Annotated in this window: 21 protein-coding genes; 12 read left to right on the top strand and 9 right to left on the bottom strand. The window is 62.4% G+C overall.

Features of this window, described 5'->3' with window-relative positions:
• Positions 1 to 122: 122 nt before the first annotated feature.
• A complete protein-coding gene (gene gluQRS / locus PQQ96_RS20600) occupies positions 123 to 1016 on the bottom strand; it encodes a tRNA glutamyl-Q(34) synthetase GluQRS (protein ID WP_408295763.1) in 894 nt (297 codons plus the stop codon).
• Positions 1017 to 1156: 140 nt separating this feature from the next.
• Complete coding sequence (locus PQQ96_RS20605; protein ID WP_408295766.1) at positions 1157 to 2020, bottom strand: sulfurtransferase; 864 nt, start codon at positions 2018 to 2020, stop codon at positions 1157 to 1159.
• Positions 2021 to 2438: 418 nt separating this feature from the next.
• On the opposite strand from PQQ96_RS20605, the gene dnaE reads away from it, so the two are divergent.
• Positions 2439 to 6014, top strand: a complete 3576-nt coding sequence (dnaE, locus tag PQQ96_RS20610) for a DNA polymerase III subunit alpha (protein ID WP_408295769.1) — start codon at positions 2439 to 2441, stop codon at positions 6012 to 6014.
• A gap of 167 nt (positions 6015 to 6181) precedes the next feature.
• On the opposite strand, the gene PQQ96_RS20615 is transcribed toward dnaE, so the two are convergent.
• Positions 6182 to 6943 (bottom strand): glycosyltransferase family 2 protein, encoded by a 762-nt coding sequence (locus tag PQQ96_RS20615; protein ID WP_408295772.1) that lies wholly within the window; start codon positions 6941 to 6943, stop codon positions 6182 to 6184.
• Positions 6944 to 7139: 196 nt separating this feature from the next.
• Here PQQ96_RS20615 and msbA point away from each other — a divergent pair, with 196 nt between their 5' ends.
• Positions 7140 to 8933, top strand: coding sequence for a lipid A export permease/ATP-binding protein MsbA (gene msbA, locus PQQ96_RS20620; protein ID WP_408295775.1), 1794 nt, complete (start codon positions 7140 to 7142; stop codon positions 8931 to 8933).
• A gap of 55 nt (positions 8934 to 8988) precedes the next feature.
• Here msbA and PQQ96_RS20625 read toward each other — a convergent pair whose 3' ends face one another.
• Positions 8989 to 10596, bottom strand: a complete 1608-nt coding sequence (locus PQQ96_RS20625; protein WP_408295777.1) for a glycosyltransferase family 9 protein — start codon at positions 10594 to 10596, stop codon at positions 8989 to 8991.
• Here PQQ96_RS20625 and PQQ96_RS20630 point away from each other — a divergent pair.
• From PQQ96_RS20630 to PQQ96_RS20640, 3 genes are all read left to right on the top strand, one after another.
• Positions 10574 to 11797, top strand: coding sequence for an O-antigen ligase family protein (locus PQQ96_RS20630; RefSeq protein WP_408295780.1), 1224 nt, complete (start codon positions 10574 to 10576; stop codon positions 11795 to 11797). The genes PQQ96_RS20625 and PQQ96_RS20630 overlap by 23 nt on opposite strands.
• Before the next feature lie 16 nt (positions 11798 to 11813).
• Complete coding sequence (locus PQQ96_RS20635; RefSeq protein WP_408295784.1) at positions 11814 to 12743, top strand: glycosyltransferase family 2 protein; 930 nt, start codon at positions 11814 to 11816, stop codon at positions 12741 to 12743.
• A gap of 89 nt (positions 12744 to 12832) precedes the next feature.
• Positions 12833 to 12988, top strand: coding sequence for a hypothetical protein (locus PQQ96_RS20640; RefSeq protein ID WP_408295787.1), 156 nt, complete (start codon positions 12833 to 12835; stop codon positions 12986 to 12988).
• Between the two features lie 14 nt (positions 12989 to 13002).
• Here PQQ96_RS20640 and PQQ96_RS20645 read toward each other — a convergent pair whose 3' ends face one another.
• Positions 13003 to 13323 (bottom strand): hypothetical protein, encoded by a 321-nt coding sequence (locus PQQ96_RS20645; RefSeq protein ID WP_408295790.1) that lies wholly within the window; start codon positions 13321 to 13323, stop codon positions 13003 to 13005.
• A 245-nt stretch (positions 13324 to 13568) separates the two neighbouring features.
• Here PQQ96_RS20645 and PQQ96_RS20650 point away from each other — a divergent pair, with 245 nt between their 5' ends.
• The 5 genes from PQQ96_RS20650 (at position 13569) to PQQ96_RS20670 (ending at position 18990) form a co-directional block, all read left to right on the top strand.
• Positions 13569 to 14492: a recombination-associated protein RdgC gene (locus PQQ96_RS20650; protein ID WP_408295793.1), complete on the top strand. Its 924-nt coding sequence runs from the start codon at positions 13569 to 13571 to the stop codon at positions 14490 to 14492.
• 267 nt (positions 14493 to 14759) lie between these two features.
• Positions 14760 to 15113, top strand: coding sequence for a superantigen-like protein SSL4 (locus tag PQQ96_RS20655; RefSeq protein ID WP_408295795.1), 354 nt, complete (start codon positions 14760 to 14762; stop codon positions 15111 to 15113).
• 169 nt (positions 15114 to 15282) lie between these two features.
• Positions 15283 to 16704, top strand: a complete 1422-nt coding sequence (locus PQQ96_RS20660) for an HdeD family acid-resistance protein (RefSeq protein ID WP_408295797.1) — start codon at positions 15283 to 15285, stop codon at positions 16702 to 16704.
• 441 nt (positions 16705 to 17145) lie between these two features.
• Positions 17146 to 18045, top strand: coding sequence for a transglutaminase family protein (locus PQQ96_RS20665; protein ID WP_408295799.1), 900 nt, complete (start codon positions 17146 to 17148; stop codon positions 18043 to 18045).
• Between the two features lie 114 nt (positions 18046 to 18159).
• On the top strand, positions 18160 to 18990 hold the full coding sequence (locus PQQ96_RS20670; RefSeq protein WP_408295802.1) for a transglutaminase-like domain-containing protein: 831 nt from the start codon (positions 18160 to 18162) through the stop codon (positions 18988 to 18990).
• 60 nt (positions 18991 to 19050) lie between these two features.
• Here PQQ96_RS20670 and PQQ96_RS20675 read toward each other — a convergent pair whose 3' ends face one another.
• The 4 genes from PQQ96_RS20675 to PQQ96_RS20690 form a co-directional block, all read right to left on the bottom strand.
• Positions 19051 to 20259: an MFS transporter gene (locus PQQ96_RS20675; RefSeq protein WP_408295805.1), complete on the bottom strand. Its 1209-nt coding sequence runs from the start codon at positions 20257 to 20259 to the stop codon at positions 19051 to 19053.
• Between the two features lie 51 nt (positions 20260 to 20310).
• Entirely contained in the window at positions 20311 to 20784 is a 474-nt protein-coding gene (locus tag PQQ96_RS20680; protein ID WP_408295808.1) for a VOC family protein, read from the bottom strand.
• Between the two features lie 32 nt (positions 20785 to 20816).
• Complete coding sequence (locus PQQ96_RS20685) at positions 20817 to 21293, bottom strand: VOC family protein (protein ID WP_408295810.1); 477 nt, start codon at positions 21291 to 21293, stop codon at positions 20817 to 20819.
• 262 nt (positions 21294 to 21555) lie between these two features.
• The gene (locus PQQ96_RS20690) at positions 21556 to 23208 is read right to left on the bottom strand and encodes an SH3 domain-containing protein (RefSeq protein ID WP_408295813.1); all 1653 of its coding nucleotides are present in this window, start codon (positions 23206 to 23208) and stop codon (positions 21556 to 21558) included.
• A 371-nt stretch (positions 23209 to 23579) separates the two neighbouring features.
• Between PQQ96_RS20690 and PQQ96_RS20695 the strand changes: the two genes are divergently transcribed.
• Complete coding sequence (locus PQQ96_RS20695; protein ID WP_408295816.1) at positions 23580 to 24002, top strand: TOBE domain-containing protein; 423 nt, start codon at positions 23580 to 23582, stop codon at positions 24000 to 24002.
• 176 nt (positions 24003 to 24178) lie between these two features.
• Positions 24179 to 24679, top strand: a complete 501-nt coding sequence (gene msrC, locus PQQ96_RS20700; RefSeq protein WP_408295819.1) for a free L-methionine (R)-S-oxide reductase MsrC — start codon at positions 24179 to 24181, stop codon at positions 24677 to 24679.
• The last annotated feature ends 149 nt before the right edge of the window (positions 24680 to 24828 follow it).

A 24828-nucleotide genomic window follows, 5' to 3' on the forward strand; every position in this document is an offset into this window, starting at 1 on the left:
CAGCTACAGCTACAGCTACAGCTACCAGTTTCCCGTTTTTCGCTTCTGCTCTTTGCTTCCCGCTCTTCGCTAGCGCCTTCGGGGTGTCGACTTGTTCGTTTGTCTTCAGCGCCTTCGGTGCGCTAGTTGTGGTGCGCTCGCACGCCCATGCGTTCTGCCCACGCCGCCGTTGCGGCTGCATAGAAACGTTCTAGCGTCGCGTGTTCGTCGCCGCCCATCTCAAGTCCCAAGTGTCGCGCAGCGGCTGTCAGCGCTGCGAGCGGTTTGTCATTGTCCAGCGCCGTTGCGCCGTTTTGCTTGCTTAGCTTTTCGCCTTGATCGTTGGTGACCACCGGTACGTGCAAATACGTCGGCGTCGGTACACCCAGACAACGCTGCAGGTAGATCTGCCGGGCCGTTGAGTCCATCAGGTCGGCGCCTCGCACGATGTGCGTTATGCCCGCGTCCGCATCGTCGACTACCACCGCCAGTTGATACGCCCACTGGTCGTCGGCGCGCTTCAGGACGAAGTCGCCGACCTCAGTGGCCAGGTTCTGCGTCTGCGTGCCCTGCCAACGATCTTCGAATGTGACCACCGCCGCGTCGCCATCAGGTACGCGCAGGCGCCATGCGCGCGCCGGTTTGCCATGCAGGCCGGTGCGACAGGTGCCAGGGTAGGCGAGCGTGGTGTTGCGTGCGTGCGCATGCAGCAGCGAGTCGGCAATCTCCCTGCGCGTGCAGCCGCATGGATAAAGCATGCCGGTAGCCTTCAGTTGCTCGAGCGCTTCCTGATAACGCGCAATACGATGGCTTTGCCAGACGGGCGGCTCGTCGGCATGCATGCCGAAACGTTCGAGGGTCGACAGAATGTCCTCTGCCGCGCCAGGGACGGTGCGAGGTCCGTCGATGTCCTCGATGCGCACAAGCCACGCTCCGCCATGCGCGCGCGCGTCCAGCCAGCTTGCGAGCGCGCTCACCAGTGAGCCGAAATGCAAGGGGCCGGTAGGCGACGGCGCGAAGCGTCCACGATAGGTCATGGGTCCGATGGATTAGTGCGGAAAGAACGGGCTGTCTTGCGTGTCTCCGCGGTGCATGGCGGCAACCTCGCACGGCTCGGCCTCGTTCGAAGCCCATGCAGCCGCTAAATGCGGCGCCGCGGCAAAGGCGCTCGCGCTTATCACGCGGCGCACGCCGCTTTGCTGTCCGGATGGCATTCCGGACACGTCTTGCCCGCCACGTACATCGGCGATTGCTGCGCTTCGGGCGTCACCACCGCGCGGCAGCCGAAGCATTGCACGGTCGCGGTGGGCTCCAGTTGCGGGTTGAGCGCGGTGCGGTAGTCGAATACGAAGCAGTCGCCGTGATAATGCGCGCCGCCGACTTCCTCGAAATACTTCAGGATGCCGCCTTCGAGTTGGTACACGTTCTCGATGCCGACTTCCTTCATATGGATCGCCGCCTTCTCGCAGCGAATCCCGCCCGTGCAGAACGAGACCACAGTCTTGCCTTCGAGATCGGCGCGGTTCTGCTCGATCACTTCCGGAAATTCGCTGAATTTCGTGATGCGGTAGTCGAGCGCGTCGTCGAACGTGCCGACGGCCACTTCAAATGCGTTGCGTGTGTCGAGCATGACGACGGGGCGGCCTTCGTCGTCATGGCCGCGGTCGAGCCAGCTTTTCAGCGTGGGGGCATCGACGAACGGCGCGCGGCCAAGCTCCGGCCGGATCGCCGGCTTTTTCATCGTGATGATCTCGCGCTTGAGTTTGACCAGCATGCGGGTGAACGGCTGCTTGTCCGACAGGCTTTCCTTGAACTGCAGATTGACGAACTTGCCTTCGAAGAGCGCGTCGTGACGGATGTAGTCGATGAACGCGTCCGTGGCTTCGCGCGTGCCGGCGACGAACAGGTTGATGCCTTCTGGCGCCAGCAGGACTGTGCCGCGCAAGCCGAGCGTGTTGCAGCGCTCGGTGACGAGCGGGCGCCATGCGGCAGTGTCTTCGATAGTCGCGAAATGATACGCGGCGAGATTAACGATACTCATGTGTGTCCAGCGGTAAGAAATGCCCGGCGGCGCGGAAAATGGGGCGCATTGAGCTGCCCGCACTAGCCTCCATGCGGCGCGACCATGTCGAAAAGGGCGAAACCCGTATTATCCCTCAAGCTGACGCTTCGTCCGACTCGGCCGAATGGCCAACCCCTTGCGGCAGCGCAAACCGCTAGCAAACTCGCATCGCGCTTGCACCGGGACTTGCGCTGGGCTACGCGCTCTGGCGAGTGAAATACCGCCGAATTTTCTCCGGCAGGTCGGTTCGAGCGCATGAAGCGCCTCGCTCGCGCCCGGCCAACGAAACCGTCCACGGCCTGCACGACGCCGGTGTGCGGTGCTCTCGCGTTTCGCTCCTAAGCCGGATGGCTAACGCGCGGCTTTGGCCTGAAAACTCCCGGAGGGTGGAGTTACAATGTCGCCCATGTCAGATCCCCGCTTCGTTCATCTCCGCGTCCACTCCGAATTCTCGATTGCCGATGGCATCGTGCGTCTTGACGACGTCGTCAAGGCCGCTGCCAAAGACGGTCAGGGTGCGCTCGCCCTTACCGACCTCGGCAACGCGTTCGGCCTCGTCCGTTTCTACAAGGAAGCCCGTGGCAAAGGGGTCAAACCCATTGCCGGCTGCGACGTCTGGATTACCAATCCGGACGACCGCGACAAGCCTTCGCGTCTGCTGCTGCTGGTCAAAGACCGGCGCGGCTACCTGAATCTATGCGAGCTGCTCAGTAAGGCCTCGCTCACCAACCAGTATCGCGGTCGGGCGGAAGTCGAAGCCGGCTGGCTCGAATCCGGGCTGGGTGAGGGCCTGCTCGCGCTGTCGGGTGCGCAACAGGGCGACATTGGCCTCGCGCTCGCCGCCGGTAATGAAGAGGCGGCCAAACGCAACGCGTTGCATTGGGCGAAGGTGTTCCCCGGTGGTTTCTATATCGAACTGCAACGCAGTGGTCAGCCGGGCGGCGAGCAGTACGTGCAGCAGGCGGTTGCGCTCGCGGCGTCGCTGAAATTGCCGGTGGTGGCCACGCACCCGATGCAGTTCATGACGCCGGACGACTTCACCGCGCACGAAGCGCGCGTGTGTATTTCCGAAGGCGACATTCTGGCGAATCCGCGCCGCTCGAAGCGCTTTACGTCCGAGCAGTATTTCCGCACGCAAGAAGAGATGGCGGGGCTGTTCGCGGACCTGCCGTCGGCGCTCGCCAATAGTGTCGAAATCGCCAAGCGCTGTAACCTGACGCTCGAACTCGGCAAGCCGAAGCTGCCGCTCTTCCCGACACCGGACGGTATGTCGCTCGACGACTACCTCGTGCAATTGTCGAAAGAGGGCCTCGAAAAGCGCCTCGAACAACTGTATCCGATTGAGGCGGAGCGCGAGGCGCAGCGCGAAACGTATTACCAGCGCCTCGAATTCGAGTGCGGCACGATCATCAAGATGGGCTTCCCGGGCTACTTCCTGATCGTTGCGGACTTTATTAACTGGGCCAAGAACAACGGCGTGCCGGTCGGTCCGGGCCGGGGCTCGGGTGCCGGTTCGCTGGTGGCGTACGCGCTCGGCGTGACCGACCTCGATCCGCTGCGCTACAACCTGCTGTTCGAACGTTTCCTGAATCCGGAACGGGTCTCGATGCCCGACTTCGACATCGACTTCTGCCAGCACGGCCGCGACCGTGTGATTCAGTACGTGAAGGAGAAGTACGGCGCGGACGCCGTGTCGCAGATCGCCACCTTCGGCACGATGGCGGCGAAGGCAGCGGTGCGGGATATCGGCCGCGTGCTCGATCTCGGCTACATGTTCACAGACGGCATCGCCAAGCTGATTCCGTTCAAGCCGGGCAAACACGTCACCATCGCGGACGCGATGAAGGAAGAGCCGCTGCTGCAGGAGCGCTTCGACAATGAAGACGAAGTGCATCAGTTGCTCGAACTTGCGCAGCGCGTGGAAGGCCTGACGCGTAACGTCGGTATGCACGCCGGCGGCGTGCTGATCGCGCCCGGCAAGCTGACCGATTTCTGTCCGCTCTATACGCAGGGCGACGAAAGCGGCGTGGTGAGCCAGTACGACAAGGACGACGTCGAAGCCGTCGGCCTCGTGAAGTTCGACTTTTTGGGTCTGACCACGCTGACGATTCTCGACTGGGCCGAGCGCTATATCCGCCGTCTCGATCCGTCGAAGAAAGACTGGTCGCTCGCGCAGGTGCCGCTCGACGACGCGGCGTCGTTCTCGATCCTGAAGAAAGCGAACACAGTCGCTGTGTTCCAGCTGGAAAGCCGCGGCATGCAAGGCATGCTGAAAGACGCCCAGCCTGACCGCTTCGAGGACATCATCGCGCTGGTCGCGTTGTACCGTCCGGGCCCGATGGACCTGATCCCGAGCTTCTGTGCGCGTAAGCACGGCCGCGAAGTGGTGGAGTATCCGGATCCTCGCGTCGAACCTGTTCTGAAAGAGACCTACGGCATCATGGTCTATCAGGAGCAGGTGATGCAGATGGCGCAGATCATCGGCGGTTACTCGCTCGGTGGCGCCGACTTGCTGCGCCGCGCGATGGGTAAGAAGAAGGCCGAGGAAATGGCCGAGCACCGCGAGCTGTTCCGCCAGGGGGCCTCGAAAAACGGGCTGACCGGCGAGAAAGCCGACGAAATCTTCGACTTGATGGAGAAGTTCGCGGGCTACGGCTTCAACAAGTCGCACGCGGCGGCGTATGCGCTGCTTGCGTACTACACGGCATGGCTGAAGGCGCATCATCCGGCGGAATTCATGGCGGCGAATATGTCGCTCGCCATGGACGACACGGACAAGGTCAAGATCCTGTTCGAGGACTGTCTCACGAACAAGATGGACGTGTTGCCGCCGGACGTCAATCTGTCGGCGTACCGTTTCGAGCCGGTCGCGGAAGCGGACGGCAAGCGGTCCAGAACGATCCGCTACGGTCTCGGCGCGATCAAGGGCAGCGGCCAGAACGCGATCGAAGAAATCCTGCGCGCACGCGAGGAAGGTCCGTTCATCGACATCTTCGACTTCTGCAACCGGGTCGACCGCCGGATCGTCAATCGGCGGACGGTGGAAGCCTTGATCCGCGCAGGTGCGTTCGATACGTTGCATGCGAATCGCGCACAGTTGATCGCCTCGGTCTCGCTGGCAATGGAAGCCGCCGAGCAGGCAAGCGCCAACGCGATGCAGGCGGGCCTGTTCGATATGGGCGATGCGCCGTCTCAAGGTCACGAGCTGGTCGACGAGCCGGAATGGCCGGAAAAGAAGAAGCTGCAGGAAGAGAAGGCCGCACTAGGCTTCTACCTGTCGGGCCATCTGTTCGATGCTTATAAGAGCGAAGTGCGCCGTTTCGTGCGCCAGAAGATCGGCGAACTGAAGGAAGGGCGCGACAAGCTGGTCGCGGGGGTGATCGCGTCGCTGCGCACGCAGATGACCCAGCGCGGCAAGATGCTGATCGCGCTGCTCGACGACGGCACCGGCCAATGCGAAGTGACCGTCTTCAACGAGACGTTCGAGGCTCACAAGCAACTGTTCAAGGAAGACGAACTGCTGGTCGTGCAAGGCTCGGCGCGTAACGACGCGTTTACGGGCGGCATCCGCTTCACAGTCGATACCGTGATGGATCTCGGCCGAGCACGCTGCCGTTACGCAGAAGCCGTGAAGGTGCAGATGAACGGCAATGCGGACGCGTCGGCATTGCGGCGCGTGCTCGAAGCGCATAGCGCGGGCAAGGATGAACCACCAGTTGCACCGGCGCCGGCGGCGTCATCGCGTGGTGGCAATGGCGGAGGTGGTGGCCGCAACGGCGGTGGCTATGGCGGTGGTGGCCAGCGACAGGCTGTGCAGATTCCGAACGGCCTCGCCGTGCAGGTGGTCTATCGCAGCGAGAATGCGCAAGGCGAAATGCGTCTGGGCGACGCGTGGCGCGTCAAGCCTACAGACGAACTGCTCGCGGCATTGCGCGGCGAGTTTGCCGGAAGCTCGATCGAAATCGTTTATTGATGTCTGGTTTGCCCGCGCGGTTGCGTGGGCAAAACTGCTGGCGAGCTGTGACCATGACGTTGTGGGGTTGTTCAGACCATGCCAGTTGCCTGTTCCCACTTGCACGTGGCTAACGAATGCAGGGCGTCGGCAATGAGCGGCGCGCTCGCGTCAACGAGCCTTGGCCGCTACCGCCGCGTTTTCTCTCCCAGCCGTGCCAGCTTCAAAAACCGGTAGTACACCGTCTCCGCGTTAAACACCGCGATCATGAATCCAGCGCGGCCGTCGAGAAATCCACGCCGCAGTACGTAGGTCCGCACGAAGGCCCATGCGCCGCGCCCGAGCGCTTTGCCGAAACTGCCACGCTTGCCTGCCGTATGACGTTGCTGCGCGCCCGCTGTCGAATAGGCTTCGAGCTTGCGCAACACACCTTCGAAGTCCTCGTACGAGTAGTGCATTAATTTGCCGGTCAGTCGCTGCGACGGCGTGTCGAACACCAGGCGCTCGTGCACGAGGTCGTCGGAGAAACGCGCGGCGCCACGTTTGAACAGGCGCGGAATCCAGTCCGGATACCAGCCGCTGTGATGAATCCAGTGGCCGCAAAAGCTCGACAACCGGTCCACCGCGTAGACATCGGCGGTGGGAGCGGCGAGCGCGGCGCGGATCGCCGTCGCCAGTTCCGGCGAGACGATCTCGTCGGCGTCGATCGAGAGAATCCAGCTGGTGGTGAGCGCAGCCACGGCGCGATTTTTTTGCGGGCCGAAGCCCGGCCAGTCGGTTTGCTCGAGCACGCGTGCACCGTGCGCCCGGGCGATGTCCGCGGTACCGTCGGTGCTGCCGCCGTCGATCACGACGATCTGATCGGCGAAAGCCACGGCCTGCAGGCATTCGGCCAGTCGCGCCGCCGCGTTTTTCGTGATGATGGCGACGCCGAGGGTGGTTTCTTGCATACCTGAGTCGCGTGGAGGGGACAGGGAGAGGGATTAGGTCGCGCAAGTATACACAGCGCATTGGCAACGTACGAAACCGGTCGCTCCATAACCCCGGCCGTGATCCGCAACCGTTTACAATGCTGTTTTTTGATGTTCCGTGCGTCAGGCATTCTGCCCGTTGCGCGGATGCTGTCCCGCATTCTCAGAGGATTCCTTGAGCGCGAAGCCAACGTTAAGCAAACCCATCGGTTCAGGTGAGGCATCGTCGCCTGCCGTCGTCTTTCGACGCTTGTGGCCATACATCAAGCCGCTCCTGTGGGTGGTGGTCGGCGCAATCCTCGCGATGGCCATCAGCGCGGGCACCGACGCGGCGATCCCCGCATTGCTCAAACCGCTGCTGGACAAGGGTTTTGGCGCGCACGCCAGCGACAACGCCAAGTGGTTCGTGCCGTGCGCGGTCATCGGTCTTGCGCTGGTTCGGGGCGTGTCGCAATACGCGTCCGGCTATCTGCTCGCCTACGTGTCGAACAAGATTCTGCTCGAACTGCGCCTGAAGATGTTCGACCGCATGATCCACACGAGCGTGGCGTTCTTCCAGCGAGAGACCGCGAGCACGGTGATCAACGCGATCGTCTTCGAGGTGAACCAGATTCTCAACGTGCTGTTGAGCGTGCTGGTCACGCTGGTGCGCGATTCGCTGACCGTCATTTTCCTGCTCGGCTATCTGTTCTATCTGAACTGGCGCCTGACGCTGATCGTCGCGGTGCTGCTGCCGGGGATCGGCTGGCTCGTGGGCAAGATCAACCGCCGTTTGCGGCGCCTGAACCGCGAGCATCAGCTGCTGACCAACGAACTGTCGTACATCGTCGAAGAGACGGTGGGTGGCTACAAGGTCGTCAAGGTGCACAACGGCGAGCAGTACGAGACGGACCGCTTCACGGCGATGAGCAAGCGCCTGCGCGGCTATGCCATGCGCATGACCGTCTCCGGCGGCCTCGCGCAGCCGTTGACGCAGTTCCTCGCGTCGATTGCGCTTGCCGTGGTGATTACGATCGCGGTTGTGCAGTCGTCGTCGGATCAAACCACCGTCGGCGGCTTTGTGGCGTTCGTCACCTCGATGCTGCTGATCATCTCGCCGCTCAAGCACCTGATGGACGTGAACCAGCCGCTGCAACGCGGCATGACGGCGTGTGAATTGATCTTCGGCCTGATCGACGAGCCGTCTGAACCAGAGGGCGGCGGCAAGCCGCTTGATCGCGCCCGCGGCGAAGTGGAATTCCGCGACGTATCGTTCACCTACGGCAGCAACGCCACGCACAACCGTCACACGCTCGACCACGTGTCGTTCAAGGTGGCGCCGGGCGAAATGGTGGCGCTCGCGGGCCCGTCGGGCAGCGGCAAGACCACACTGGTGAATTTGCTGCCGCGCTTTTTCGATCCGACCGGCGGCGAGATTCTGGTCGATGGCGTCGCGCTGCCGGAATACGGCCTGCACGCGCTGCGCAGCCAGATTGCGATGGTGAGCCAGGACGTGGTGCTGTTCAACGACACAGTGGCCAACAACGTCGCTTATGGGCAGGTGGCCGATCCGGACAAGGTCAAGGCGGCGCTGCGCGCGGCGAACCTGTGGGAAACCGTCGAGGCGATGCCCAATGGCATCGATACGCTGGTCGGCGACAACGGCATGATGCTCTCGGGCGGCCAACGCCAGCGTCTGGCGATCGCGCGCGCGATTTACAAGGACGCGCCGATCCTGATCCTCGACGAAGCCACCTCGGCGCTGGATTCGGAATCCGAGCGCCATGTGCAGGCGGCGCTGGAAACCTTGATGAAGGGCCGGACCACGCTCGTGATCGCGCACCGATTGTCGACCATCGAACGCGCCGACCGGATTCTGGTGATGGAAGCAGGGCGTATCCTCGAGCGCGGCAGCCATCGCGAGCTGCTGGCGCAAGGCGGGCTGTACGCGCATCTGCATCGCATCCAGTTCCAGCAGGACGCAGCCTGAGCCGTGACATGCGCGCGGGCGATCGGAGGCATATGTCTGCGACGTCGCTTCCCGCCTAAGCGGCGAAAGTCCGGTTGGCCGCCCTGGCCAACTGCGTTTCGATGGCGCTCATCACGTCGGCCGGCGTAATCTCGTCGACGTCGCCGTGGCTCTGAATGCCGATCGAGTGGCATTTTCCGGTCAGGCGCAGGTAGGGCGGTTCGCAGTCGGAAAACAGCGAGACGCTCGGCGTTGGCGTGGAGTGCGCGACATGCATCAAACCGCCGTCCGCGCCCAGAAAAAGACTTGCCTTTGCAGCCATTTCGCGCGACTGCAGCAATGTCAGCTTGCCAACGCATGAAGTGATCTTCAGCTTGCTGAATGTTCGGTTCAACAATTCCTCCGCCATCGCGAGCCCGTTGTCCGAGCCGAGCAGAACCACCTGCTTTGGCATGTTCTGGTCGTCCGAGCGATCGATGAGTTCGAGCAACGCTCCCCATTGCCGGTAGGTGCGGTTCGCATCGATCCCGCCGACCGCAATCGCCAGAAACCGGTCGTCTGGCAGAAACGGGCGAACCGAATCCTGCGTGTGCGCGTTTGCCGCCAGATATGGCTTGCTTATTGAAACGACTTCGGCGTCGCTGTAACCGAGCGAGAACACGTGGTTGACCGCGGCATGGCTGAAGGTGGTCTGATTGCGGTCCGGACCGTAGAAATACTGGAATAGGCACGCGTACGGCAGCTTGTTGAAGTATTTCGTCTTCAGCTTGATCGACGGCAGGTTGTACTCAGACATCAGGATCGCGTCGTAGCGACGCTCGGACAGATCCTTTAAGTCGGAAAAAACGTTCTGGAAGATGTTGTCTTCCTCGAACAGCTTGTGCAGGTTCGGCAAGGTGAAAAGGTCGATTTCGACGCCTGTGTCCTTCAGCAGCGCCCGCCCGGACAGGTCCATCGTTGCGTCTCCGAAATTGCGTTTGCCGGTGTAAATCCACAGCAAGCGCTTGACCCCGGAGGCGTTACTGAGTTGCAGGCGCGTCTGCCCGTGCCATTTGAGCAGCAGATGCTTGTGCAAATACTTCTTCACGATTTTCGCCCGGGACGTCTTGCGCAGGAACACGTCGGGTTCGTGCGCCACGCCCGCAAAGGGAATGCGGGTGGAGCGGCTGATGGCCGTGTCCACGGTTCTTTTCACGGCGGCGGGTGCGCTGCGATAGAGCGCGCACATTAATCGTTTCATTGCTCGGATGGTGAGGAAATTCCGGGTTTCTCTGCTGGCGGGGCGGGGCGGGGCGGGGCGTTGCGGTGCACCAAGGCCGGCCACTCGCCGCGGCGGAGCGTGTGGCCCGTATGGTACCAGCACACTCTTACATGCTTTGAGGCTGATTCCCATTCGGGCGTCAACGCGTCGAAGCCGGCATGATTGTCCGCGGCAGGGGCGCCCGCGCTTATTAATCGGATAGGGGCGCGAACCCGGTACAATAGCGCCAACATATCCGGTGACGCGCGCCAGTTGCCGCAACGGCCGGCTAAATTCATCAGACATGTCGACGCCCGCGAAAAAATCTTCCCTGAGTGTCAACTCACGAAATCTGCTGCCAGCGTTATTCCTGCTCACGTATCCGTCGGCCACCTTGCTGATACACGGTGCTGGTAGTGCATTGTCAATCGCTGCCGCAGTCATTTCGATTGTCTTGCTGGCCTTACCGAATTCCTGGACCGGCCTGCCGCCGCTCCAGTGGGACCGTGTCGATATCGCGCTGTGCGTCGCCACAGCGTGTCCGTTTCTTGCCGTGCTGCTCGGCGGCGCGTGGCACGGTACGGTGGTAGCCAGCACACTCGATTCGCCTTCCCGTTTCTTTGCCGCCGCGCCGCTTTTCCTCGTGTTGCGTCGCTGTTTGCCGCGCTTGCTTGTGTGGAGCGATCTGTCGTTTGCGTTCGCCGGTCTGATATCGCTCGGCATTCTGCTGATCGCGCCGCGTGACTGGGGCCTCGGTCGGCTCGGTAGCAAGTTTCTGAACCCGATTCACTTCGGCGATATTGCGCTGGTGATGGGCGCGCTGTCTGTCCTGTCGCTGAACTGGTGGCGCAAGGACCGGCTGGCTGTGCGCATCGTCAAGGTGGCGGGCCTCTTTGCCGGATTGTCCGCATCGTTGATCACCGGCTCGCGTGGCGGGTGGGTGGCGATCCCGGTGGTCGCCGCGATGATTCTCTACTTGCGCAGCCGCGGTAAGTCACGCAAGTGGAAGGTGCTGCTGCCGCTTGCGATCGTCGCGATTCTGGCTGGCGTGTACGTGTTTTCTCAGACCGCTCGCGAGCGCGTCGGCGATCTTTCGTCGGACTTTGTGCAATACACGCATGGCAACAAGGACACGTCGCTCGGTATCCGTCTGCAACTCTACGAGGCGGCGGCGCGCATCGTAGCGAGCCATCCGCTGCTCGGTCTTGGCGGCGATGGCTTCCGCAACAGCATGCAGTCGTTCGCCAATTCGGGGCTGCTCACACCTGTCGCTGCGCAATTGGGCAGGGGCGAAGTCCATAACCAGATGCTTGCCTACATGACCGATTACGGCATCATCGGCGGGCTTGCTGTGCTGGCTATCTACGTGGTGCCGGGCGCGCTCTTCTGGCGGCGGCTCGCCGCCCCGGCCGGCCCGGCGAGCCGGGCCGCGCTGATGGGGTTGACGTTTGTCGTGGCGTTCTGGATTTTCGGTCTGACGGTCGAAACGTTCGATCTGAAGATGACCGTATCGTTCTATGCCATGGTCATCGCGATCCTGGCGGCTGCGTCCGCGTATGCGGACGGGAATGGCGTCGGCGTCCCCCATTCCGGCAGGCAGGCGGACCGTGTCGCGGCACGCGCGCCGCGCACTCCCATTCAATGAGAATCGTCACCACCTCATGTTCAGTATCCTGATCCCAAGCTGGAACAACCTGCCGTACCTGAAGCTGTGTATCGACAGTATCCGCCGTCATTCGGCGTTCGATCACGAAATCATCGTGCATGTGAACGACGGCAGCGACGGCACGCTCGAATGGGTCCGCTCGGAAGGCATCCTGCACACGTGGAGCACGGGAAACGTCGGCGTCTGTCTCGCATTGAACGATGTGGCGCGACTCGCCACGCGCGACTGGATCCTGTTCCTGAACGACGATATGTTTTGCACGCCGGGCTGGGACCGCGCCTTCGATACCTGCTTGCGCGGGCTTGGCCATTCGTGCGCGTATCTGTCTTCAGCACTGATCGAGCCCACCGGCGATGCGAACGTGGTCACTGCCAACTTCGGCACCGGCCCAGAGAATTTCGACGAAGCAGGCCTGCTCGCATTCAGTGCCGGCATGAAGTCGGCCGATCGCGATGGCGTCGCTTTGCAGCCGATGCTGATCAGCCGCCAGTTGTGGCATGCGGTGGGCGGCTACAGCATTGAGTTCGGGCCGGGCATGAGCAGCGATAACGACTTCCTGATGAAGCTGTGGCTCGTCGGCTGCCGTGTGTTCCGCTCGGTCGGCGCGAGCCGCATCTATCACTTCGGCTGCAAATCGACCGGCCGGATCCGCCGCAACCGTGGCGGCCGCGAGTTCCTGATGAAGTGGGGCATCTCACAGCGTGATTTCGATCGCGAGTATATTCGGCGGACGGCTTCCGCTGCGCGCGAGTCTCTGCCGAATGTTCCGCGTGCGCCGTTCAAAAGCCGCGTGAAGCGCGTGCTGTATGCACTCGGCCGTTATCCGTTCGAGGACCTGGAGGGCTGGGAGCCTGATCTTCCCGCGAAGTTGACGTTCATGAAGCCGTTCGGCAAGCAGGCCGACGACAAGGCCGACGGTCATTGATCCGCTCACACGGACAATCACCACGGAATTCAATTCGATGTTCTGAATCATCATCCCGGCCTGGAACAAGCAGCCTTACCAGGTGGGGCATGACGCAGGCCACCTTCGACCGCTATTTTTTGCGGTACAGCACAGCACAGCACGGCACGGCGATGGAAGGCGGTCAAGCGGTCAGCGAACCCGGGCGGACCGGCCGTTTGCGCCGCGCGCTGCTCAAATCGCGCATCAAGCGCGCGTTTAGCTGAAACAGGCGCGCGCGTTACACGCCGCCCGTCACCAGCGGCAGCACCGTCAAATCCGGGTGTGTGCCGTCGACGATGCTGCGCCCCACGTGCACCCCTTCATAGAGCGCTTCTTCCACGCCGGCGAAGCTCTCTTCGCCGTCTGCATGGAAGGGCACCGCATGCCCAGGAAGGGTCGGATCGGCGCCCGGATGGCACACGTAACCGACGTACGTGCAGCGGTTGTCAGGTACCGCTGACGGCTTCGCCGCGTCGGGCGGGTTCTTCAGAAAGGGTGCCACGTGAATTTCGAAACCCTCGTACTCCACCACCTGCCAGGGTGCGGTTTCATCGGCCATGGCCGCCTCCGTCTATGTCGCGCGCCTGTCAAAAAGTCTAGGTGATTTGAACGTAAAGCGTGCCCTATGACTGTTGCGGAAAACCACTACGGGCACCGCCGCGCGCAATCCCTTCGATGCCTGCAGTGGGCCGCCGGGACCTGGCGGTGGCATCGCTTCAGTACAGAGCGTGCGGGTATGCGCCCGACCGCATCATCTTCGCCGTCATATAGAATGACGCGCTTTGCCCGAACAAGACCCCGCCCATGTGGTTCAAAAACCTTCAGTTGCACCGTCTTCCCGCTCCGTGGTCCGTCACCCCTGAACAAATGGAGAAATGGCTCGCGCCGTACGCGTTCGCGCCGGGCAATAGCGTCGAGATGCAAAGCCACGGCTGGGCCTCGCCGCGCGACAACGACTCGCTGGCGTATTCGCTCAATGGTCAGATGCTGCTGGTGTTTCGCGCCGAAAAGAAACTCCTGCCGGCCTCGGTCGTCACGCAAGTGACCAAGGCGCGCGCGCTCGAACTTGAAGAGCAACAGGGCTTCAAACCCGGCCGCAAGCAGATGCGCGAACTCAAGGAGCAGGTGACTGACGAACTGCTGCCGCGCGCCTTCAGCATCCGCCGCGACACGCGCGTGTGGATCGACACCAAAAATGGCTGGCTCGTGATCGACGCGGGTTCGCAAGCGGTCGCCGACGAAGTGCGCGGTCTGCTGGTGAAGTCGATCGATCAACTGCCGCTCGGCACCGTGCGCGTCACGCAATCGCCGGTTGCGGCGATGACCGAATGGCTACTTTCCGGAGAAGGTCCCGCCGGCTTCACGCTCGACCAGGACACCGAACTGCGTTCGCCGACGGAAGGCAACGCGACAGTACGCTACGTCGGACATACTTTGGACGCCGAAGATATGCGCCGCCATATCGAAGCCGGCAAGCAATGCATGCGGCTCGCGATGACGTGGAACGATCGCGTGTCGTTCGTGCTGACGCCCTCGTTGACGATCAAGCGCATCGCGCCGCTCGACGTCCTCAAGGAAGCGAGCGACCCCACTGCGCAGAACGACGACGAACGTTTCGACTCCGACGTCACGCTGATGACCGCCGAACTCGACCGCATGCTGTGCGATCTGCTCGACGCGTTGGGCGGCGAGCAGGGCGTGGAAATACCGCAAGCCGCGGCTGCCTGAATGACGTTTCGCGGGCTCAGTCTGTCTGAGTGAAGTTCGCCTGATCTGCGTTTATCCGTTGCAGGCCGGCGCGTCGAGAATGCTTCGCGCCGGCTCTTGTTAAGCCAGATTATGCATATCTGAATCTGACTTAATAAAATTTACCTCTCATGTCCCGGCCGTCACACTGCTTGTGCTGACGGTTCAAGCCGTCAGGAACCTTCCGATCCCTCGACGCGCGCCACGCTTCCCATCATGCGGACCGCGTCATCCTGACCAGGACTCGACATGAAAATCGCTCACTTGATGCTCGCCCTCGGCCTTGCTTGCGCTGCCTTCACCACTTCCACTGCCATGGCTGCCGACGCGACGTATCCGCCCGCGCCGCTGCCTGCTTACGCGCAGGATGAACTGCAGAAGGTGATCGACGCCGCAACGGGACCATTGCCCGTTGTACAACCTTCATCGGCCGCACCGCAAAGCGCGGACACCCTGCAAAGCGCCGCCGTGCTGCAGAAGGGTTCTTATGCCGCCCCACGCGTCATGCCGCACGATGAACCGCACGCAGCCGCGAGTGCGGGCAAGCGCGGTACGCGTCCGTCGTCAAAGGCTCATCGGCATGAGCGCCATAAGTACGTCTGAGGATCTCGCTGCGAACGTGCGGCGTCGATTCAAAATGCATTCGCGAAGCGGCGCTGCGTGAAAGCGTCGCCACGCGCAAACGACCGCTACCGCGAGCCCTGCTACGCCGCCGCCGTGAATATGGTTAAGATTGCGTTCAGAGAGGCGCATCAATCACGGAGGGCCCACGATGGTTCGACTGGTCATGATCCTGCTAGGTGTCGATTACCTGCGCACACGCTGGCGCTCGTTGCAGTTGATCGGCTGGGTGAGCCTGGTGCTCGGCGTGGTGGTGTTCATCGACGCACTCGATAGCGCGCTCTATTTCCCGATCACGCCGTTTGCGCTATTGCTGCTGCTCGAAGGGCTTGCCACGCTGGCCGTTGCCTGGACCGGCATGGGTGGGCAACGCACGCTGCGCTATGTGAAGGGCTTCGCATTCTGCTTTGCGGCGGCGCTGATTCTCGCGGGCCATCATCACGGCAATTTCATTCTGTCGATGATTTTCGGCACGCTCTTTCTGGCCGATGGTCTGCTGCAGATCGCCTCCGCGAAGGTCGTCCGCTATCGCACATGGCGGCTCGCGATGATCGGCGGGGGCGTTGAAATCGCGCTGGCGGTTTTCTTCTATCAACCGTATCCGACGCACTATGTAGGCACCGTGCCGTACTGCCTCGGCCTCGGCTTGATGTTCGGCGGCTGGAACATGATTTTGCTGAGTACGCGCGTGCGGCGTCTCGTGTCGAATCCCGCGGTTGCTTCGGATGATGCCAGCGCTGATGCGGCCAACTCCGCCGCGAGTGCGATCGCTCCGGGTCGACTAAGCGCAGTCGAATGGGACGGCCCGCCCACCGCCGATGAAGACGCGCTGACCGTCCACGTGTGGACGCCGGTGGGCTCGTCCAAGGGCGAGGCGCGACGGCAGTTGATCGTCGATCGCTACATCGCGGCGGTGGATCGTAACGGTGTGATTTCGACCGGACATGCCGCGCTCGAATCGCCTGAAGGCATCTACGTCAGCCTGTATCCGGGCGTAGAGATCGATCGTTCACCCGACGATTTTGCGCGGCTGCTGCGCGCGACGCGCGAGAACGACGTCCCCGGCGTGTTCCAGCCCGATTACCCGACCGAATCGAAGGCATGGTGTCCGTCGACGGTTCAGGTGCGCATTCGCAACTACGATCCGGCGCGGCTGCGCCGCTTCTGGGACACCTATCGTCAGGACACGACTTACAACCTGACGCACCGTAACTGTTCAAGCAGTGTATCGCGCGCGCTGGAAGCGGCCATCGAAGGCGCGTCGGCGCGCGTATGGGGCGACCTTGGTGGCTGGCGGCCATTTTTGCGCGTGATTACGACGCCGGAATTGTGGGTGGCCGCGCAACTGCGCAAACGCGCCGCGACGATGGCGTGGACACCCGGTCTCACGCTCGACTATGCCCGCGCGCTCAGCATGCTCGCAGACCCGCGTCCGTCGGGGTGGGTGAAGATGGCGCGCCTCGCCGTGCGCCGAATGGTGCGTTCGCGGCAGCAATGGCGTGAGGAAGCGCGCGGCGCGCCGACTACACCAGAAGCCGGACGCGAGGATGTTGCGGGCGCGGTGCGTGACTGACACTGGACGCTGGCGGGCGGCGGCGGAGATCCGACGGCGAAGGTGCAGTCCCAGCCGAGGTTGAACCACCACTCAGCCACAACTACCGCACGACACACCCAGGCCCCCCGGCTTGCCCAACTTCGACCTAGCGGTAAAAACAGCAGACGTATCAAGAGCTTGCCGATTTTGCCGGATAGTTATGCACAGATTTGCGAACAGATTCTGTTGATAACTTCTGTACGCAACGGCGCAGCCGCCAAATGAGTGATTTCAACCAATATGGCGGGTGTATGCTGAAATCGAAAACTTATCGATGACGGCGCTCCACCACGCCAAACCATGGTTGTGGCTCATTCAGGATCAAACCGTGCCGGGCGCTGAGCGCCAGCTGCGGCAGCTGTTTTACCAGCGTGAACGTGATGCTCAGGACGAATCCAGTTGCATCCATCGGCCTGTCAGATGACTGAGCCAAAGCGTTTCACGGTACGTCACGTCAGCGTCTACCGTTACTCGGAGCCTGTGCGGTTCGGCGAGCACAGGATGATGTTCCGCCCGCGCGCCAGCCACGATTTGCGCCTCGTCACGACCCGGCTGGTGATTACGCCGACGCCGTCGCGATTGCACTGGCTGCACGACGTGTTCGACAACTCGGTGGCGGTCGCAAGTTTCGCGGGCAAGGCGAGCGAATTACGCTTCGACAGCGAAGCGACGCTCGAACACTTCGAAACGCCCATGCCCGACTACGCGCTCGAACCGTATGCGGTGAACTGGCCGTTCGCGTACACCAACGAGGAAGCGTCCGATCTCGTGAACGCGCGCAGCCGCCAGTATCCGGACAGCGACGTGGACGAGTGGGCGCGCCGCTTCGTTCCCGTGCAGGGCAGCGGCGGTGCGAGCGGCAAGAACGGCACAGGCGGCACGATGGCGCTACTGCGCGCGATGACGCTCGAAATAAAAAGCACGTTTTTCTATGTGCGCCGCACGGAGAAGGGCGTGAACCGCCCTGGCGACACCTTGCGCAACCGCAGCGGCAGTTGTCGCGATTTCGCGGTGCTGATGATGGACGCGGTGCGCTCGCTCGGCCTCGCAGCGCGCTTTGTCAGCGGTTATCTGTTCGTGCCCGAGCACGACGCAACCCAAGGCGGCGGTGCGACGCATGCATGGGTGCAGATCTATTTGCCGGGCGCCGGCTGGATCGATTTCGATCCGACCAATAGCATCGTCGGCAATCGCCATCTGATTCGGGTGGCGGTGGCGTGGAACTACTATCAGGCGTTGCCGTTGTGGGGCACATGGCATGGCGCGTCGCATTCGTTTCGCGGTTTGCAGGTCGATGTGAGTGTGACTGAAGGCGAATGAGGGGCGAGCCGGGTGAATGGGCCGCTACCCATCGAACGTGTTAGCTGGGAGCGTCAATTCAGGTTGCTCGCCGGGCGCGTCAATTGAACGTTTCAACTGAAAGAGGGTGTTGTGATGAAACTGCGCGTTGGCTACGAGCTGGTCTATGAGTGCGTGCAACCGACGCCGATGATGTTGATGTTGAACACGCACTATTCGCACGCGGCGGACGTGCTGAGCGCGGATTTGCTGGCGGTCGATCCGCCGGTACCGATCAGGCAGTATCGCGACGTCTTTGGCAATTTATGCAGTCGTGTCGTGGCGCCGCAGGGACGGTTCGCGTTGTCGACGAGTGCGATGCTCGAGGTGTCGTCAGAGCCGGAGAGGCGGCCGCCGTTTACCGAGCAGCATGCCGTGGAGGCATTGCCTGATGACTCGCTGGTATTTCTGCTGGGCAGCCGCTATTGCGAAACGGATTTGCTATCCGAATTCGCGTGGCAGACGTTCGGCAAGATGCCGCTCGGTCGTGGGCGGGTGGATGCGATTTGCAACTACGTGCACGAACACATTGTGTTTGGCTACGATTTCGCGCGGCCGACCAAGACCGCCTGGCAGGCGTGGCAGGAGAGGAAGGGCGTATGCCGGGATTTCGCGCATCTGGCCGTGACTTTGTGCCGGGCGATGAATATACCGGCGCGGTATTGCACGGGATATATCAGCGATGTCGGCACGCCACCGCCTTATGCGACCATGGACTTTGCGGCGTGGTTCGAGGCGTATGTTGGCGGCTGCTGGCAGACCTTCGATCCACGGAATAACGTGCCCCGTACGGGGCGGGTTTTGATGGCGCGGGGGAGAGATGCTGCGGATGTCGCGATCAGCAATGCGTTCGGATCTACAGAACTGCTGAAGTTCGACGTGGTATGCGAGGCAATTCAGGTTTCTTCTGCCACTGAAAAAACCTGACGCTCCCAGTCTGACATGCCGGCAAGCGCTGTCACGGCTTTCTGGCGCTGGCGCACGGCCTCATTCCCCAAGCGCCAGCGCGCGTTTGCGCCGCATCAACGAGGTGCCGATCGATACCGCCGCGCCGATGCAGCCCATCGCCATCGAGAGAATCACGATCAGCCAGCCGGTTTGTGCCCGTGCTGAAAACACGCCGACCAGCAAACCGGCCAGCGGTTGCGTCATGTTGTTCAACAGGATCACCACGCCGGTTGTCTTGCCGTAGTCCTCGGGCGGAATGATTTTCTGCCGTGCGCTGCGAATGTAGACGTTGAACATCTTGTCGAAGCCGACAATCAGCAGGAAGCCGAGCGCATAGCCCCAAGGCGCCGAACTCACCCCGGCGATCACGCCACCCGCACAGATTGAAATAAACGCGACCCGGCCGAGTGTCTGAGCAGGCCATGCGTTGCGCGCGATCGTCAACAGGATCAGCACCGTGGCCACGGCGCCGGCGGTCTGCAGGCCGGCATAGTAGCGGCTCGATTGCGCGTGAAAGCCGGTCACCATCGCGGCGGATGTCGCGAGGGTCACGCCGATCACCAGATTTTCGGCGGCGGCGAGCAGCACGACTTTTTTCAGGCCCGGTAGAACGAGCACATGGCGCAGCGCGATTCGCATGGGCATCGTCCAGTGACCCGGCGCAACGGGCGGTGGGTCACCGGCGCGGAACCCGCTGGTGCGTTGCCATAGCAGCAGCGCCGCATCGGCAAGCAGAAACAGCGCGCCGGTTGCGCCGACCACCCACTCCCAGCGCCACAAGCCGAGCAGCACGGCGGCCAGCATCGGGCCGAGTACGAAACCCAGTTGGTCCGCCAACTGCGAGTAAGCGAGCACACGCTGGAACTGCTGCGTGCTGAATATTTGCGGCAGCATCACTTCGCGCGCGACCAGCCCCTGGCTCGTGAGTACGCCGCACAATGCCGACAGTGCGATCAGCCAGCCGATGCCGCCGAACAGCACATAAGCCAGCACGCCGCCGAAGCACACCACCGCCCGCACGGTCTGACTCACCCGCATCAGCTTGAGCGGCGAGATGCGGTCGCACAAGGTGCCAAAGAGGGGAAAGACCAGGTAGCGCGGCAGTGTTTCGATAAAGAACGCGAGACCTGACCACGACACCTGGTGTGTCGTCTGAAACACGACGAGCGGCACGAGGAACAGCAGCACCTGATCGGCAAGACGCGCGACAAACAGCGAGCAGAAGAAAGCCTGATGGTTGACGCGCACCGTTCATGTCTCGCCGTTTATGGGTCGAGACCGATCCTATCAAAGTTCGCGTCACTCGCCCCGATAAGCCTGTTCCAGCAGCGCGAGGTCGATCTTGATCATTTTCATCATGGCTTGCATCACACGGCTCGCTTTCGCGGCATCCGGGTCGCGCAGCATCTGGGGAAGGGCGTCCGGCACAATCTGCCACGACACGCCGAACTTGTCCTGAAGCCAGCCGCATGCCATCGGCGCGCCGCCGTCCAGGAGCTTTGCCCAATAGCCGTCGACCTCCTGTTGCGACGCGCAGTGCACGAACAGCGAAATAGCCGGCGTGAACTTGTGTTGCGGGCCGCCGTTCAAGGCCGAGAACTCCTGACCGTCCAGCTCGAAAGTGACGAACAGCACGTCCCCCTTCGGCCCGGGGCCGGCATCCGAGTAGTGCATCGTGGTGGTGATGCGCGAATCGGGGAACACCGACGTGTAAAAGCGTGCGGCTTCTTCCGCGTTACCGTCGAACCACAGGCATGGCGAAATCTTTTGCATACGACCTCCTCGTGCTGAAAGGCGTGCAAGGCTTATGGCTGGCCGCACTCCATACCTTGCATGGCTTGCTGAATCTGTTCCGGGCTCAGGTCGCGCTTGTGCGTGGCGAGCGACCAGCTGTGGCCGAACGGGTCCTTCAACTGGCCGTAGCGGTCGCCCCAGAACATATCCGCAACCGGCATGACGACACTCGCGCCGGCATCGACGGCCTGCTTGAAACTGGCGTCGACATCTTCCACATAGTGGTGAATCGTGACCGGCGTGCCTTTCAGCGCGTTCGGGCCTAGCGCATTGTGATCGGGCCACTCGTCGGTCAGCATCAGCATGGAGTCGCCGATCTTCAGGCAGGCGTGCATCACCTTGCCGCCGGGGCCGGGCATACGAAATTGCTCGACAGCGTTGAAGGCTTTCGCGTAGAACGCGATGGCGTCCGCGGCGTTAGCGCAAATCAGATACGGGGTCAGCGAATGCATCCCGTCCGGGATCGGTTTGACAGCGGGGCTGGACATGACGGCGACTCCTTGAAGTAACAGGTTCGTGAATTGAAAGACCGACTGTGTGAGCCAGGTCTTCAACGTTACGACGAGTGCATCGTCTTTGAATCGACACTCCGGGAAAAATATTTTTTAGCACGCCCGTGCGGCGAGAGCGTCGCGTGGGGACGCCGGGCAGGTTCAACCATTAACAGTCGGCGGACCCAGCCGGTCATTCATTGCCGCAACGGCTTGCGCTACGAGCCTGACCCGCCGACAGACATCTCCCGACGGTAGGTCAACCGGCCGGATTGTCGTCGTCCGGCGGTGCAGTGGGTGCAGTGGGTGCAGCGGGTGTCGAAGGCGTCGCCGCGCCACCGCCCGGTGCGCCGAGGATACTGATCTGGAAAGTCGGGGTCGCCGCGAGTGATTGCAACGTCGCGTCTTCCGGGATGTGTTCGAACAGCGGCAGGATCACCGAGCCGCCGATCACCGCGCGCCGGCTATTGTCGGCCGGGCGTAAGCCCCACACGTCCTGGTAGACCACCGGCACCGCGCTGCCGTTGCGGGTCGTGTTGCCGATGTACAGCATTGCATGGCCGCCGATGTAGATCAGCGTGCGGAACGGTTCGCCGTGCTGGGCGAGGTAGTCGAGCCGTTGTGCCGGCGTCGACGCGGACAGATCGATCATGCGTCCCGCGCTCATCTGCGTCGACGAATGGCGCGGCAGCCAGACGCCGAACGTCGCGAAGATGCTTTGCAGTTCCGACGAACAGTCGTTGTAGAGGCCGCTATTGCCCCAGCCGTATGGCCGTCCGATCAGCGTTTTCATCAGCATCGCCAGATGTCGCGGGGTGGCGGCGAGCGGCATCGGGGCGATCTGCGCATCGCTCAGTTGGGCGGTGCGGATGATCGCCTGGCCGTCCACATCGCGGGCCGGGACGAAGAGTTTGCGCGAAGCGGGGGCGTCGGCTGCACCGCCCGCCGTTTGATTGGCCTGTGTTGCGGCAGGCCGCGTGGCGTTGACTGGGGCGAGCGGCAGCAGCGTGCCGGCGGGTGCGTCGAAGCGGAACACGCCGCGGCTGTCACGCACCGGCGCCGAGGCCACCGTGACCGCGCCCAGCGACTTCGCGGTGGCGGCGCGCCAGGTGTCGACGAAGGTGTCGTCGGTCAGGCCGACGCCGTCGCTGCGCACCCAGCCTTGCACGTCGGGTGTCTGCACGTAGCGCCACGCGCCGTCGGCGCTGCTGCCCAGCACATACAACGGCGTGCCGGGGCGTACGGCTGAAATCTGCAGGTTGTCGAACGGATAGCCTTCGCCGGCCAGGTGGTGGTCGTAGAACGATGGGTCCGTGGTCGGCAGTTCGCGCACCATCAGGTTGCTGGTGGCGATCGCGCGACGTTCGGGCTTGTAGTGGGCCTCCCCCGTGAACTGATCGACGTCCATGTTTTGCGCGATGGCATCGATCCACGCCTTGTCGTGCGGCCGGAAATTCTCGCCGTAGCCGATCGCCGCGCCGCTCTTGCCGGTATTGTCGAACTTGCCGATGCGGCGCTGCTGCAGCGCGACAATGTCCGCGCCTTGCTGGCGATAGACGCGCATCGCCACGTACGCGGAATTCCATGGTGACGGCGCGGTCGTGCCGGTGCCGAAATAGCGCGCATACAAGGCGCTGAAGTGTGCCTGCTGATCCGCAGGACTCAGGAACGGCTGGTCGTAGCCGGGGCTGTCCGGTTCGAGCCAATGGTCAACGTTCTGGTCGTAATTGGCGATCGGGAACAGGGCGACCGTGTCGACGCTCGTGTGGACATCGCGCGTCGGCGACGGATTGCTGCAGGCGGCGAGGGTCGCGGCGGCTGCGAGGGCGGCGCATAGCGCGGCGGCACGGCGGGCGCGCGGCAATCGGGTGGCGAAGCGTGTAGCAATGCGGGACAGGACGGCGACAGGCATGGAGTTCGACGGTAATGGTGCCAAGGGCACGATGATACGGTGTCGCGCGACGGGCAGGGTGGTGAATGCCTGCCGCACCCACACGGGACGAGCAAACGGTTTTTTCTCGCGCCTACAGGCGTCTCGCGGACATGAGCGCGATTCTTCACGACATGACAGGGGCATGCAGCCCATCGCCTGCGTCGTGCCTTCACCGCGCTATGAGTGTATTTACACAACGCTTATGTGTTTTCATTGGAGTTCGAATCGTCAATAGCGGCTGTGCCATACCGCACTTCACGCACAAGCGGCCGGACAGGCCGGGTGCTTCGTTACACTCGACACATCGCCTCGAATCGTCTTTCACGAGGCGCTACAACCAGGAGAACAACATGCAAACCAGCGCACGCAATCAATTCACCGGCGAAGTCACCGAAGTCAAACATGGTGCCGTGAACGACGAAGTCACGTTGCGCACCCAGGACGGTCTTGAGATCGTCGCGATCATCACGCATGGCAGCGCAACGTCGCTCGGCCTCGCTGCCGGCAAGAAGGCATTCGCGCTGGTCAAGGCGTCGTCGGTGATCGTGATGGTCGACGTGGCGAAGAGCCAGGTGTCGGCACGCAACTGCATCGCGGGTACGGTGTCGGCAGTGACCAAGGGCGCGGTGAATTCGGAAGTGACCATCAGCGCGGGCGGCGCGCAGATCGCCGCGATCATTACCAACGAAAGCGTCGACCGCCTCGGGCTCGCGAGCGGCAAAGCGGCGACGGCGATCTTCAAGGCATCGAGCGTGATCATCGGCGTCGAATAACGATCGACGCATGGCGTTGTTCGCAGACTTAACGTCTGGATGACGCCATCAGGCGTACGTAGATCGGACGTAAAGAGGGCAGCATGCGCAGCAGGGCGTGCCGTGAAGGAAACGGCGGCTTGATTTACACTGCACGCCTCGCTGTTCCTCTTTCCGCTTTCATTACGGACGCCGTCATGTTCGAAGTTTCCTCTGCCTCGCATCTCCCCAAAGCCGCGCAATACGAAGAATTGGTCGCCCAGGCGCGCGCGCTGCTCGCCGGCGAAACCGACTGGATCGCCAACGCCGCGAATTTCTCCGCGTTCGTGTTCCATTCGCTGAGCGATCTGAACTGGGCCGGCTTCTATTTCCACGACGGCCGCGAACTGGTGGTCGGGCCCTTCCAGGGCAAGCCCGCCTGCGTGCGCATCGCGCTCGGCAAGGGCGTGTGCGGCACAGCGGCACAAACCCGTCAGACGCAAGTGGTGCGCGACGTGCATGAATTCCCCGGTCATATCGCCTGCGATTCGGCGTCGCAATCGGAAGTCGTCGTGCCGCTCGTCGCACCGGACGGCACCCTGATCGGCGTGTGGGATGTGGATAGCCCGGTCGTCGCGCGCTTCGACGAAGAAGACGCGAAGGGCATGGAAGCGCTCTGCGCGGTGTTTATCGAAGCCGCGTTGCCGCGCGCATCGTAGGCGTTTCAAGCAGCGCCGATTCAGTGGTGCGGCGCCAGCCTATGCTTTTTCGTACATAGACTAGATGCACTTCAGGGGATGGGTCGGCGGACCTCATCCCGCTATCGTTCTCTCCACGCGCTCAAGAAAGTACATGAGCGCGACGAACC

Origin of the sequence: Paraburkholderia sediminicola, from assembly GCF_046027825.1 — a bacterium.
Taxonomy (GTDB): Bacteria; Pseudomonadota; Gammaproteobacteria; order Burkholderiales; family Burkholderiaceae; genus Paraburkholderia; species Paraburkholderia sediminicola_D.

Bases quoted from the DNA above. Each gene is read 5' to 3' on its own strand.
- gluQRS (WP_408295763.1), bottom strand. From the start codon at position 1,016: ATGACCTATCGTGGACGCTTCGCGCCGTCGCCTACCGGCCCCTTGCAT.
- PQQ96_RS20605 (WP_408295766.1), bottom strand. From the start codon at position 2,020: ATGAGTATCGTTAATCTCGCCGCGTATCATTTCGCGACTATCGAAGAC.
- dnaE (WP_408295769.1), top strand. From the start codon at position 2,439: ATGTCGCCCATGTCAGATCCCCGCTTCGTTCATCTCCGCGTCCACTCC.
- PQQ96_RS20615 (WP_408295772.1), bottom strand. From the start codon at position 6,943: ATGCAAGAAACCACCCTCGGCGTCGCCATCATCACGAAAAACGCGGCG.
- PQQ96_RS20625 (WP_408295777.1), bottom strand. From the start codon at position 10,596: ATGACTGCGGCAGCGATTGACAATGCACTACCAGCACCGTGTATCAGC.
- PQQ96_RS20635 (WP_408295784.1), top strand. From the start codon at position 11,814: ATGTTCAGTATCCTGATCCCAAGCTGGAACAACCTGCCGTACCTGAAG.
- PQQ96_RS20640 (WP_408295787.1), top strand. From the start codon at position 12,833: ATGACGCAGGCCACCTTCGACCGCTATTTTTTGCGGTACAGCACAGCA.
- PQQ96_RS20645 (WP_408295790.1), bottom strand. From the start codon at position 13,323: ATGGCCGATGAAACCGCACCCTGGCAGGTGGTGGAGTACGAGGGTTTC.
- PQQ96_RS20650 (WP_408295793.1), top strand. From the start codon at position 13,569: ATGTGGTTCAAAAACCTTCAGTTGCACCGTCTTCCCGCTCCGTGGTCC.
- PQQ96_RS20655 (WP_408295795.1), top strand. From the start codon at position 14,760: ATGAAAATCGCTCACTTGATGCTCGCCCTCGGCCTTGCTTGCGCTGCC.
- PQQ96_RS20660 (WP_408295797.1), top strand. From the start codon at position 15,283: ATGGTTCGACTGGTCATGATCCTGCTAGGTGTCGATTACCTGCGCACA.
- PQQ96_RS20665 (WP_408295799.1), top strand. From the start codon at position 17,146: ATGACTGAGCCAAAGCGTTTCACGGTACGTCACGTCAGCGTCTACCGT.
- PQQ96_RS20670 (WP_408295802.1), top strand. From the start codon at position 18,160: ATGAAACTGCGCGTTGGCTACGAGCTGGTCTATGAGTGCGTGCAACCG.
- PQQ96_RS20680 (WP_408295808.1), bottom strand. From the start codon at position 20,784: ATGCAAAAGATTTCGCCATGCCTGTGGTTCGACGGTAACGCGGAAGAA.
- PQQ96_RS20685 (WP_408295810.1), bottom strand. From the start codon at position 21,293: ATGTCCAGCCCCGCTGTCAAACCGATCCCGGACGGGATGCATTCGCTG.
- PQQ96_RS20690 (WP_408295813.1), bottom strand. From the start codon at position 23,208: ATGCCTGTCGCCGTCCTGTCCCGCATTGCTACACGCTTCGCCACCCGA.
- PQQ96_RS20695 (WP_408295816.1), top strand. From the start codon at position 23,580: ATGCAAACCAGCGCACGCAATCAATTCACCGGCGAAGTCACCGAAGTC.
- msrC (WP_408295819.1), top strand. From the start codon at position 24,179: ATGTTCGAAGTTTCCTCTGCCTCGCATCTCCCCAAAGCCGCGCAATAC.